The following is a 12048-nucleotide window of genomic DNA, read 5'->3' as shown; positions in this document are numbered from 1 at the left end:
AGGTGCCAGGACAGGGCCGGGCGCCCGGCAGGTGGCCGCCGCCGGGCCCACGGACGGGCGGGTGCCCGTAGGCTTGCCCGCGTGCACACGGTCGCCGTACTCAGCCTCAAGGGTGGTGTCGGGAAGACGACGGTTGCGCTCGGCATCGCCTCCGCAGCGCTGCGCAGGACCAACCGCGCGCTGGTGGCGGACCTGGACCCGCAGGGCAACGCCACCGCAACCCTCGATCCCCCGGACACCGAGACGACTCTGGCCGACGTGCTGGAGACCCCGCGCCGCCCGGTGATCGGTGGCGCCATCGCCCCCAGCGCGTGGAGCGACCGGCTAGACGTACTGGTGGGCTCCGAGGAACTCGAACTGCTCAACGACCCGGGGCCGGAGAGCCGCCGGATGGACAACCTCGCCCGTGCGCTCGGCGAGCTGGAGCGGGAGCCGGACGGCGCGCCGTACGAGCTCGCGATCCTCGACTGCCCGCCCTCACTCGGCAGGCTCACCCGCTCCGCCCTGATCGCGGCCGACAGTGCGCTGCTGGTGACGGAGCCGACCATGTACGCGGTCGCCGGGGCACAGCGGGCGCTGGAGGCGATCGATTCGATCCGGCTGGAGGCCAACCCGCGGCTGCGCCCGGCCGGAGTGCTGGTGAACCGGCTGCGCGTACGGTCCTACGAGCACCAGTTCCGTATCCAGGAACTGCGCGAGTCCTTCGGCAGGCTGGTCATGCCGACCGCGATCCCCGACCGGCTCGCCGTGCAACAGGCCCAGGGCGCGTGCACCTCGATCCACGACTGGAACTCCCCCGGGGCGCAGGAGATCGCGTTGACGTTCAACATGGTGCTGGCCAAGATCCTGCGCTCGGACCGGGCCGGGCGGCACCGGGCCGCGAACGAGGCCGGCGAGCCCGTACGCGCCGCCGGGCAGCCGCGGAACGCGGGCTGAGGACTTGCCCGAAGGCGACTCCGTCTTCTTCACGGCCCGGCGCACGCACCAGGCACTGGCCGGGAAGACGCTGGTGCGCGCCGACTTCCGGCATCCGGCGCTGGCGACCGTGGATGTCGCCGGACGGACCGTACTGGGCGTCCACAGTGTGGGAAAGCATCTGCTCACCCGGTTCTCCGGAGACCTGAGCCTGCACAGCCACCTGCGGATGGACGGCTCCTGGCAGGTGTACCGGCCGGGCCAGCGGTGGCGCAGGCCGGGCCATCACGCGCGGGTGGTGTTCGACGTCGAGGACGCCCAGGTCGTGGGCTTCCAGGTGCACGATCTGTCCGTCCTGCGCACCGGACGGGAAGACAGCGTGGTCGGGCACCTCGGTCCGGACCTGCTCGACCAGGCCTGGACCGAGGCACACGAGGAACGGGCGATCGCGGCGCTCACCGCCGATCCGGACCGCGAACTGGGACTCGCTCTGCTCGACCAGCGGGTGATGGCCGGTGTCGGCAACGTCTACAAGGTCGAGGTGGCTTTCCTGCTCGGTGTCACACCCTGGACCGCCGTGTCCGAAGTGGACGGTCAACGAGTCGTTCGACTGGCACGGAAACTGTTGCGCGCCAACGCGTGGCGCCCAGAGCGGAGCACCACCGGCGAACTCGCGCGCAATCGGCGGTACTGGGTCTACGAGCGCCACCGCTCCGGCTGCTTCCGTTGCGGCGGCCCGGTGCGCTGCGCGTGGCAGGGTGCCGACGTCACCCGCAGGCACACCTGGTTCTGCCCCCGCTGCCAGGACGGGCCCGCGCCCGCGGCGAACGCCCCGCGATGATCGCCGCCCTGCCCCGCGGGGCGGGAAATCTCCTTGCAGCATGGCGAATTCGCGTTTAGCGTGGCGGTTACACGAGAAGGGAGGTGGTCCGAAGTTGAAGAACTACAGGACTCGTGAGGTGACTGTCCGCTAGCGGACAGCGCGCACTGGACTTTCTCCACAGGGACTTCACCCGACCACCTGTCGGCTCGTCACCTGTGTGCGTGCCTGCCTGCTGGCGAATACCAGGCGGTCACCGGATCCCCGGCACTCCCGAGACCCAGTCCTGCTCGGGCCACGGACGGCTGACGACGTCTGCGGAGCGGTGCCGGGGATTCTCATATCCCGGGAGCCGGTCACCGGTAACGTCGCGTCCGTGCTGACCCCCACCTACCCGATCCGCACAGCCCGTCTCGTTCTGCGCCCGTTCACCCAGACCGATCTGGACGAACTGCATGCTTTCCAGTCCCTGCCCGAGGTCGCGCGCTACCTGTACTGGGAGGCCCGGTCCCGGCAGGAAACCGCCGACGCACTGGAGAAGCGCATCGCCGGCGCCCGGATCACCACCGAGGGGCAGACCCTCGCCCTCGCCGTCGAACGCACCGATACCGGTGCCCTGATCGGCGACCTCACCCTCTGCTGGCTCAGCGCCGAGCACCGCCGTGGCGAGATCGGCTTCGTGTTCCACCCGGACCACCACGGTCACGGATACGCGCAGGAGGCCGCGGAAGCCTTGCTGCTCCTCGCTTTCCGGGATCTCGGGCTGCGCCGCGCAGTCGGCCACTGCGATGCCCGCAACACGGCGTCGGCGGCGCTGATGCGGCGCCTCGGCATGACCCTGGACGCCAGGCTCCGGGAGAACCAGTTCTTCAAGGGCGACTGGACTGACGAACTCGTCTACGCGATCCTCGAGCGCGAATGGGCGGCCGGCCGCGGCACGCCGGCCTGACCGCACCGATCCGCGATCCGCCCACGGGCGGGCCGGGGCGCGATCGGCAGGGGTACTGCGGCACGATGGGCTCGTGCTGTTCGACCGAGTCCTGCGCCCCGCCATGTACCGCCTGGGCGGAAACGACGCCGAGACGGTGCACGAGCGGACCGTCTCCGCCCTGGAGCGCGTCGCCGCGATGCCCCCGGTGCTGCGCGCGCTGCGGCGCGTGCACGGCATCGACGCGCCGGTCACCACGTTCGGCGTCCGCTTTCCCTCCCCCATCGGCCTGGCCGCCGGAATGGACAAGGACGGCCGCGCCCTGCCCGCCTGGCCCGCACTCGGTTTCGGCTTCGTCGAGGTGGGCACCGTGACCCGGCTGACGCAGCCCGGGAACCCGCGTCCACGCCTGTTCACCCTCCCGGCGACCGACGGCGTCATCAACCGGATGGGCTTCAACAATTCCGGCGCGGACGCACTGGCCGCGCGGCTGGCCGCGCAGGGACCACTGGGCGTACCGCTCGGTATCAGCATCGGCAAGTCGAAGGCAGCGCCCCTGGACGACGCAGTCGAGGACTACCGGTACTCACTGCGCGCACTGCGCCCGTACGCCGACTACATCGCGATCAATGTCAGCTCGCCGAACACTCCCGGCCTGCGCGCCCTGCAGGACCGGGGGGCGCTGGCGGCGCTGCTGTCGGCGCTGCGCGAGACGACGACGGAACCCTCCGGCGACCGCCCGCCGACACCGCTGCTGGTGAAGGTCGCGCCGGACCTGACCGACGAGGCGCTGGGCGAGTTGCTGCAGGTGTGCACCGAGCACGGGGTGTCCGGGATCATCGCCACCAACACCACGCTGTCCCGCGAGGGGGTGGCCCCGGCGGAGACGCGCCTCGCCGAGGAGGCGGGCGGGTTGTCCGGGCGGCCGCTGACCCGGCGTTCGGTGCAGGTGGTGCGCTTCGTGCACGAACAGACCGCCGGGGCGCTGCCGGTGATCGGCGTAGGCGGGATCCTCGGGCCGGACGACGCGCTGCGGATGCTGGAGGCGGGCGCCTCGCTGGTCCAGCTCTACACCGGCTTCGCGCTGCACGGTCCAGGCCTGGTGCGGCGGATCAACCGGAGCATCGCGCCCCGCCGGTAGCGGCGGCGCGGTCGGCCGCCGGTCAGGACAGTTCGCGCAGCGCGATCGCCAGCCCGGCGAGGTGGTCGGTGGCGTCGGTCAGTGCGTCCTTGGCAGGCTGCACGGCCCCGCTGCTGGCGGCGACCGCACGACCCGCCGCCGCGACCAGGCTGCCGTACCCGTCCAGCCCGTCGTCGAGTTGCTCCTGAAGGGTGGCGACGGCTGAGTCGAGCGCCGATCGCTCGTGGTCGGGGGCGGCCCTGCGGGCCCGCTCGATCGCCTCGATCCGGTCGGCGATGCCGTGCAGCGCCTTGGCGGCCTCGTCGGCCGTGCGGCGAGCGTCCTCGACGGACATCTCGGGGACGGCGCCGGGGGCACCGGTCGTGCTGGTGGAGAGCTGGCGGAGCAGTTCGGCGAGGGTGGCCTCGGACTCGCGCAGCCGCTCCATCGGAGCCCTGGCCGCCGAGCCGGACGCCGGGAGCCGTTGCGGCGCGGCGGCCACCGGTAGTTCGGTGCGTTTGAGGGTGCGCAGCCGGAGTGCGGAGTTGATGCCGAAATAGGCGGCGATGACGGACAGCACGGAGGCACCGATCGCCCCGGCCGTGATCGTGCTCGCGTCCGCCGCGGCGGACATGAACCCGGCGAACGAAAGTCCGGCCACGGTGGCCAGGATCAGGCAGACGACGATCCAGAACGAGATCGCGCGCGCGGCACGCCGCTTGCGGCGTTCCAGCTTCGCCTGCGGTGCGTTCCACTCGGCCCACTTCGAGCGGGCCTCCTCGACGACCGGCACGTTCACCGGCACCGGGGGCATGGACAGGCGCGGACGCTGGCGTTCGGCGCCGCCCTCGTCGCTCCTGCTCGCCGAATCCGCGGTCCCGGATCCTCCCGGTGCCGTACCGGACCGGCCCGCCTCGTTCGGCGGCAGGTACTTCTGCAGCCTCTCCTGGGCCCGCTGCGCGTAGTCGGGCAAGCGTTCGATGTGCTTCTCCAGCTTCGCGCGCCGCTCGCTGAAGTCGCGCTTGCCCGAACCCTTGCCCGACGCCGCCACGGTGCTACGCCTGGTTCTTCTGCTCGGCCTGGACACGCTTCTGGATCTCGGCCTGCACGTTCGCGCTGGACTGAGTCGCAGCGGAGCCGGAAGCCGCGGCGCTGTTCGCGCCGCCATCGGTGACCTGGGCGACCGAGTCGCCCTTCATCGACGCGCGAATCTGCTCCAGCCTGCTGTGCCCGGCGAGCTGCGTGGTGGAGTGCTGTACCTCCATCATGCGGCCCTGGACCGAGTTCTGCGCCAGCTCCGCCGACCCGAGGGCGGTGGTGTAGCGCTTCTCGATCTTGTCGCGGACCTCCTCCAGCGACGGCGTGTTGCCCGGCGAGGCCAGCTCCGTCATCTGGTTCAGCGAGGCCGAGACCTTCTCCTGCATCTTGGCCTGCTCGAGCTGGGAGAGCAGCTTCGTGCGCTCGGCCAGCTTCTGCTGCAGCATGCTCGCGTTGCGCTCGACGGCCTGCTTCGCCTGGGCCGCCGCCTGCAGCGACTGGTCGTGCAGCGTCTTGAGGTCCTCGATGTTCTGCTCGGCGGTGACGAGCTGCGCGGCGAAACCCTCGGCCGCGGTCTCGAACTCCTGCGCCTTGGCCTCGTCGCCCTTGCCGCGGGCCTCGTCGGCCAGCACCAACGCCTGACGGGTCGAGGCCTGCAGCTTCTCCACGTCGCCGAGCTGGCGGTTGAGCTTCATCTCCAGCTGACGCTGGTTACCGATCACCGATGCGGCCTGCTGGGAGAGCGCCTGGTGGTTGCGCTGCGCCTCCTCGATGGCCTGCTGGATCTGCACCTTCGGATCGGCGTGCTCGTCGACCTTCGACGAGAACGCCGCCATCAGGTACTTCCATGCCTTCACGAAAGGGTTGGCCATCTCCTCCGCCTGCCTTCTTGCGTCCCACTGGCTGTATCGCCGGATGTCGTCGCCGGGTGTCGTGCGGGGCGTGTCGCGCTCCCCTGCTCAGTGCAACGTCCCGCCCCCGGCGTTGGGTTCCATCGTGTCAGGTCAGCGTCCGTCGTTCCAGGCGACCCCGCCGAATTCCGGGATCGCCCTGACCGGGGCGCGCCCACCCGACGTCGACGCGGGGCCTACGGACGGCGACGACCCCGAGTCGTGACTCGGGGTCGTCCGCGGCACGCCGCTCGTCGCGACGGATCTCAGGCCGCGATCGTCGAGGCCAGCTTCGGCGTGGTGATCGTGGTGCGCAGCGTGGTGGACATCCGGGGCGAAGCGGACACGTGCGGAGTGGAAAGGCGGAGGTCGGTCAGGTCGTTGCCGACCACGCTGGGCAGCAACCTGCCGCCTTCCAGGTCACCCCCGGCGGCTGCCGGGACAGCCTTCGCGGTGCCCGCGGCCTGCTCGGTCACCGGGGCGACCTCGACGTCGTCGAGCGCGGACACGTCCGCCGCCACATGGTGCAGGAGCTCCGAGAGTGGCAGCTCCAGGGCATCGCAGATCGAGGCCAGCAGCTCGCTGGAGGCCTCCTTCTGGCCGCGTTCGACCTCGGACAGGTATCCGAGGCTGACCCTGGCGGCGCGGGAGATGTCGCGCAGAGTCCTGCTCTGGTTGGTGCGGGCATGACGGAGCCGATCACCGATCGCCTCACGCAACAGCACGGTCATCACGCGCCTCCCTTCGTCTGCCTCCCACGTTACCCAGTCCGGCCGTCCGGCCGCACGAGTACACGCTGTGCTTCCGCCAAGGGCGAACGATCGGGTTACCCGAGTTGTTCCCGCAGCAGTGCCAGCGCGGCCGCCACCGAGGCCGCCCGGACGGCCTGCCTGTCGCCGTCGATCCGCAGCGTACGGCCGGTGCGCGCGGGGTGGTCACCACCCGGGCCCGCGAGGGATACGTGCACCGTGCCCGCCGGTACCCCGTCCTGCGGGCCCGGACCCGCCACGCCGGTCAGTCCCAGCCCCCAGTCGGCGCCGCACCGCGTGCGGGCACCCTCGGCGAGGGCCGCGGCGACCTCCGGGTGCACCGGGCCGAGGCGGGCGAGCAGCGCACCGTCGACACCGGCCAGGCTTGTCTTGAGGTCGCTCGCGTAGACGACCAGCCCGCCCCGCAGCACGGCACTCGATCCGGGGACGCAGGTGAGCGTCGCGCAGACAAGGCCCGCGGTGAGCGACTCGGCCGCGGCCACCGTCTCCCGCCGGGCGGACAGCGCCGCCACCACCGCTGCCGCGACCGGGTCCGGCGGGTCCGTGGCAGACGGGACCGAAGTCACGGCCCGACCGCCGCGCGGCGACCCGCAGCCCGCAGCTTGACCGCGCGCAGCACGTAGTCGAGTCCGGTGATGACGGTGAGCAGCAGCGCGACGCCCAGCACCACCCAGCGCACCGGCTCGGCGCCGTCCGGCAACGGCAGCAGGTAGAGGGTGATGGCGGCGATCTGCGCCATCGTCTTGGCCTTCCCGCCCCGGCTGGCCGGGATCACCCCGTGCCGGATCACCCAGAACCGCAGCACGGTCACCCCGACCTCGCGCAGGGCGATCACGGTGGTCACCCACCAGCCGAGCTCGCCGAGGATGCTCAGGCCGACCAGCGCCGCGCCGATCAGTGCCTTGTCGGCGATCGGGTCGGCGATCTTGCCGAAGTCGGTGACCAGGCCGTACTTGCGGGCGACCCAGCCGTCGATCTGGTCGGTGAGCGAGGCGATGGCGAACAGGGCCGTGGCGATGGAGCGCCAGGTGGTGTCCGAGCCGTCGCCAACGAAGAGCGCGGCGACGAACAGCGGAACCAGCGCGAGCCGGGACAGCGTCAGGATGTTGGCGACGTTGAGTGTCGGGACCGGGGTCGCCTCGGGCGCGGCCGCCGGAGTGGGTGCGGGCAGCCGTTCCGGCGGCCCGGTCCCGGCGGGCCGCTCGGCTGCCGGAGCCCCTGCGCCGCCGCCGGTCCCGCTCCCGTCGCCGGTGGCGGTGCCGAGACCGGCCTCGCCGGACGCGTCGGAGGCCTCGGCCGGCCCGCTGGCCGCCGTGCTCACCGGTCCGCGTCCGCGCCGGGTCCCACCGGGTGCTCCACGGGACGCACGATCAGGTCGACGCCTTCGCTGTCCACCACCTCGCAGCGGACGACCTCGCCCACGCTCACCTTGCCCGCGTCGACGAGCACGCACTCGCCGTCGACCTCCGGTGCCTGGTGCGCGGCGCGGCCCGTCGGCTCGCTGTGGTCGCTCTCGTCGGCGTCCACTCCCCCCTCGGACTCCACGAGCACCTCGACGAACTCGCCGATCCGCTCCTCCGCGCGCTGCGTGGTGAGCTCCTCGACCAGCGCCGACATCCTGGCCACGCGCGCGGTGACGACCTCATCGGGCAGCTTGCCGTCGTAGCCCTCGGCCTCGGTGCCGTCCTCGTCGGAGTAACCGAACACGCCGACCGCGTCCAGGCGCGCCGCGACGAGGAACCGCTCCAGCTCGTCGACGTCCTGCTCGGTCTCGCCGGGGAACCCGACGATGACGTTGCTCCGGATACCCGCGTCCGGGGTGTACTCCCGGATCTGCTCGATCAGCGCCAGGAAGGACTCGGTGGACCCGAACCGGCGCATCCGGCGCAGCACCGGCTCGCTGGAGTGCTGGAACGACATGTCGAAATAGCTCGCCACGCCGGGCGTGGTCGCGATGACCTTCACGAGCTGCGGCCGGGTCTCGGCGGGCTGCAGGTACGACACGCGCACCCGGTCGATGCCCTCCACGTCGGCGAGCCGTGGCAGCAAGGCCTCCAGCGCGCGTCCGCCACCCTGCTCGCGGCCGAAGTCCTTGCCGTACGAGGTGGAGTTCTCCGAAACGAGGAACAATTCGCGCACGCCCTGGCCGGCCAGCCAGGCCGCCTCGGCGACGATCTCGTCCGGCCGGCGGGACACGAACGACCCGCGGAAGGACGGAATGGCGCAGAACGAGCAGCGGCGGTCGCAGCCGGAGGCGATCTTCAGCGCGGCGACGGGCGCGTCGTCGAGCCGGGTGCGCAGCACCCGCGGTCCCCAGCCCGCCTGCGCGTGCCCTGGCACGGCGACGTCCTCGGCGGCGGCGGGCCGCTGGACGGGGCTGATCGGCAGCAGGGTGCGCCGGTCGGTGGGCGTGTGCGAGGCCACGGAGCGGCCGGCCACCACGTCGTCGAGCCGCTCACCGAGCGCCGCGTAGTGGTCGAAGCCGAGTACCGCGTCGGCCTCGGGCAGGTTCCGGGCGAGTTCGTCGCCGTAGCGCTCGGCCATGCAGCCGACCGCGACGACCTTGGCCCCGGTATCGGAGGCGGCGAGCAGGGTGTCGACGGAGTCCTTCTTGGCCGACTCCACGAATCCGCAGGTGTTGACGACGACCACGTCGGAACCCTCGGCCTCGTCGGTCAGTTCCCAGCCGTCGGCGGCCAGCCTGCCGGCGAGTTCCTCGGAGTCGACCTCGTTGCGGGCACAGCCCAGCGTCAGCAGGGAGACCTTGCGACCGGATGACTCGGTGGTGGGAGAAGGCACGGGACTCAGGGTAGCTGGCGCACGTGCCGGTATCGGGGTGCGGCCGCTCACCATCCGAGGGCGTCGGTGATGTCCCGCTCCACGACCGGGGCCAGAGTCGTCATGAACGTCGCGCTGAGATGGTTGTCGTCCATGAAGGTGTAGACGTTGCCCGCCACCGGGGTGCACCACTCACGTCCGCAGAAGAAGTCGCTGAAATCGAGGAAGGAGACGTTCGGCGGCACGTCGCCGACGGCCTCGTACGGCGGGCTCTCGGCCAGCAGTTCGTCGCGTGGCGCCCGGCACTCGGCGGCGGCCGGGCCGTTGGCCGCGACGCAGTCCGGCGGGGAGAAGTCGAAGCGCGGGTTGTCCCGTACGGCCAGCACCGGGATGCCGGCCGCGTCCAGGTTGTGCCACTGGTCGACGAAGCCGCGCGGGGTGTTCTCGGTGAGCCCGGCGCGAACGTCCCTGCTGGCGAGGGTGAGCACGGCGTCCGGGGCGCGGTCGATGATCTCGGCCAGCGTGGAGGCGTTCCAGTCGACGCAGGACTGATCGTCCGGGTTGACGTCGGAGGTGACGGAGAAGGGGCAGGCTCCGCGCAGGATCGTGGTGATCTCCCAGCCGCGTTTCTCCGCGATGGCGCGCAGCGAGGCGGTGTACTGCTGGATGTGCGAGTCGCCGACGATCACCACCCGCCGCTCGGGGCGTTCGGCGGGGATGGTGCAGATCTCCATCCGCTCGTCGCGCTCGGCGGGTCCGCAGTCGTCGATCCGGGCGAAGTCGTCGGGCAGGGTGACCAGTGGCGGGCCGAACTCGACGTCCTCGTCGCCCTGGTACTGGAAACCGGGCAGGCGCGCGTTCGCGCCCGGGTAGTTGCGGTCGTACGGTGCGGCGGCGAACGCGCCCGCCCGCTCGGTGGCGACGAACTGCCAGGTCCCGGCCGCGACGAGCACCGGGATCATGGCGAGCACGGCGAACCGGTAGCTGCCCCAGGGCCGCTCGACGCCGATGCGCGAGTCGCGGACCGGCTTCTCGACGAAGTGGTACGTCAGCGCGGAGAGCGCCAGCGAGACGCCGATGACGACGGCGCCGCCCAGCAGCCCGACCTGCTCCCGTCCCCTGGCCAGCAGGTAGAACAGCAGCACCGGCCAGTGCCACAGGTACAGGGCGTAGCTCAGGTTGCCGAGGTAGGCCATCGGCCGGGAGCTCAGCGGCCGGTCCGCGGCGAAGCGCGAGCCGGTGGCGCCGGCGACGATCACGAAGGCCGCGCAGAGCGTCGGCCAGAGCGCCGCGTAACCGGGGAACACGGTGCCGACCTGAAGCACCATGCCGCAGGAGACGAGCCCGGCGACGCCCAGCCAGCCGAGCGTGATCCGGGCGGCGCGTGGCAGCACCAGTGCGTCGACGGCGAGTGCGAGCAGCCCGCCGAGGGCGAACTCCCACACCCGCGTCAGCGAGTGGAAGTACGCCAGCGGCTGGTCGGCGGCGGTGAGCACCACCGAGTAGGCCAGTGAGGCGGTGAACAGGATCCCCAGGGCGAACGCGAGCGTGCGGCGCAGCGACCGTCCCGCCCGGCGCGCGATCCAGGCCACCAGCAGCACCAGCAGCGGCCACACCAGATAGAACTGGCCCTGGATCGACAGTGACCAGAAGTGCTGCACAACGCTGGCCGAGTCGTGCTGGGCGAAGTAGTCCACGGAGTCGGCGGCCAGCCGCCAGTTCTCCACATAGAACACCGAGGCGACGACCTCGCCGATGGTCTGGAACCAGCGGTGCTCGGGCAGCAGGACGAGGGCGGCCGCGATCGTCGCCGCGAGAACGGTCAGCGCGGCGGGGAGCAGCCGTTTGAGCATCCGGCCCCACATGGGACGCAGCGTGATGCCGCCGCGTCCGGCCGCGCGAGCGAGTTGACCGGTGATCAGGAAACCGGAGATGAGGAAGAAGACGTCGACGCCGCCGGAGATGCGGTCCAGCCATACGTGGTAGATGACGACCAGGGTGACGGCGAGCGCGCGCAGCCCCTGCAGTTCCGGCCGGAACGAGCGGGCGGCGGGGCGGCTGGTGGGGGCACCGGTGGCGACGCTCGTACCGGGCAGCATCCGCTCTGCGCACCTTTCTCTTCCGCCGGCCCACGGGCAGGCCCTGACGCCCCCGCGAGCGAGTCCGCCTCGCTGGTCAGGCGTGTGTCGGGGAGCCCGGTCACAGGGCGGCACAGGCGGTCGAGGAACCGCGCCGTGGCACCGCTACGGTCACCTCGTGCCTGACGTTCCCGACGATCTTATCGTTCGCCGTGCCCGCATCGCCGACGTGCGCACGATCAAGGCGCTCGTCGACGCGGACGCCGGCAAGGTGCTGCTGGAGAAGGAACTCGTGACGCTGTACGAGAGCGTGCAGGAGTTCTGGGTCGTCGAACTCGAGGACAGGGTCGTCGGGTGCGGCGCACTGCACGTGCTGTGGGAGGACCTCGCCGAGATCCGCACCGTCGCGGTGGCCCGGGACCTGCGCGGGCGTGGCATCGGGCACGTACTCGTCCGCGGGCTGCTCGACCTCGCCGTCGAGCTGGGCCTGCCCCGGATCTTCGTGCTGACCTTCGAGACCGGCTTCTTCGCCCGGCACGGCTTCGTCGAGATCGACGGCACGCCGGTGCCGAACGAGGTGTACGAACAGATGCGGCGCTCCGCCGACACCGGTGTCGCGGAGTTCCTCGACCTTCCGTTCGTGAAGCCGAACACGCTGGGCAACACGCGGATGCTCCGCCGGCTCTGAGTCTCGGAACGCGCCCGGATACC

12 protein-coding genes are annotated in these 12048 nt (G+C 71.6%); 5 read left to right on the top strand and 7 right to left on the bottom strand.

What is annotated here, in order from left to right:
* Window positions 1–81: 81 nt before the first annotated feature.
* The 4 genes from CFN78_RS04670 to CFN78_RS04655 all read left to right on the top strand — a co-directional run bounded on the left by CFN78_RS04670 (window position 82) and on the right by CFN78_RS04655 (window position 3804).
* Window positions 82–936, top strand: a complete 855-nt coding sequence (locus CFN78_RS04670) for a ParA family protein (protein ID WP_094861317.1) — start codon at window positions 82–84, stop codon at window positions 934–936.
* Window positions 937–940: 4 nt separating this feature from the next.
* Window positions 941–1756 (top strand): DNA-formamidopyrimidine glycosylase family protein, encoded by an 816-nt coding sequence (locus CFN78_RS04665; RefSeq protein WP_094861316.1) that lies wholly within the window; start codon window positions 941–943, stop codon window positions 1754–1756.
* Window positions 1757–2111: 355 nt separating this feature from the next.
* Window positions 2112–2684: a GNAT family N-acetyltransferase gene (locus tag CFN78_RS04660; RefSeq protein WP_094861547.1), complete on the top strand. Its 573-nt coding sequence runs from the start codon at window positions 2112–2114 to the stop codon at window positions 2682–2684.
* 73 nt (window positions 2685–2757) lie between these two features.
* The gene (locus CFN78_RS04655) at window positions 2758–3804 is read left to right on the top strand and encodes a quinone-dependent dihydroorotate dehydrogenase (protein WP_094861315.1); all 1047 of its coding nucleotides are present in this window, start codon (window positions 2758–2760) and stop codon (window positions 3802–3804) included.
* Between the two features lie 22 nt (window positions 3805–3826).
* On the opposite strand, the gene pspM is transcribed toward CFN78_RS04655, so the two are convergent.
* The 7 genes from pspM to CFN78_RS04620 all read right to left on the bottom strand — a co-directional run bounded on the left by pspM (window position 3827) and on the right by CFN78_RS04620 (window position 11358).
* Window positions 3827–4834: a phage shock envelope stress response protein PspM gene (pspM, locus tag CFN78_RS04650; protein ID WP_094861314.1), complete on the bottom strand. Its 1008-nt coding sequence runs from the start codon at window positions 4832–4834 to the stop codon at window positions 3827–3829.
* 4 nt (window positions 4835–4838) lie between these two features.
* Window positions 4839–5693, bottom strand: coding sequence for a PspA/IM30 family protein (locus tag CFN78_RS04645; RefSeq protein ID WP_094861313.1), 855 nt, complete (start codon window positions 5691–5693; stop codon window positions 4839–4841).
* A 284-nt stretch (window positions 5694–5977) separates the two neighbouring features.
* Window positions 5978–6442: a helix-turn-helix domain-containing protein gene (locus tag CFN78_RS04640; RefSeq protein WP_165777446.1), complete on the bottom strand. Its 465-nt coding sequence runs from the start codon at window positions 6440–6442 to the stop codon at window positions 5978–5980.
* 95 nt (window positions 6443–6537) lie between these two features.
* A complete protein-coding gene (locus CFN78_RS04635) occupies window positions 6538–7047 on the bottom strand; it encodes a CinA family protein (protein WP_094861311.1) in 510 nt (169 codons plus the stop codon).
* Entirely contained in the window at window positions 7044–7652 is a 609-nt protein-coding gene (gene pgsA, locus CFN78_RS04630) for a CDP-diacylglycerol--glycerol-3-phosphate 3-phosphatidyltransferase (RefSeq protein WP_094861546.1), read from the bottom strand. The genes CFN78_RS04635 and pgsA overlap by 4 nt, the downstream gene beginning before the upstream one ends.
* Window positions 7653–7798: 146 nt before the next feature.
* Entirely contained in the window at window positions 7799–9280 is a 1482-nt protein-coding gene (gene rimO, locus CFN78_RS04625) for a 30S ribosomal protein S12 methylthiotransferase RimO (RefSeq protein WP_094861310.1), read from the bottom strand.
* 47 nt (window positions 9281–9327) lie between these two features.
* Entirely contained in the window at window positions 9328–11358 is a 2031-nt protein-coding gene (locus CFN78_RS04620; RefSeq protein WP_094861309.1) for an acyltransferase family protein, read from the bottom strand.
* Between the two features lie 157 nt (window positions 11359–11515).
* Here CFN78_RS04620 and CFN78_RS04615 point away from each other — a divergent pair, with 157 nt between their 5' ends.
* Window positions 11516–12025 (top strand): amino-acid N-acetyltransferase, encoded by a 510-nt coding sequence (locus CFN78_RS04615; RefSeq protein ID WP_165777444.1) that lies wholly within the window; start codon window positions 11516–11518, stop codon window positions 12023–12025.
* The last annotated feature ends 23 nt before the right edge of the window (window positions 12026–12048 follow it).

This window comes from Amycolatopsis antarctica (assembly GCF_002262875.1).
Lineage (GTDB): Bacteria > Actinomycetota > Actinomycetes > Mycobacteriales > Pseudonocardiaceae > Amycolatopsis > Amycolatopsis antarctica.
This window is presented reverse-complemented; position numbering and strand designations above follow the sequence as displayed.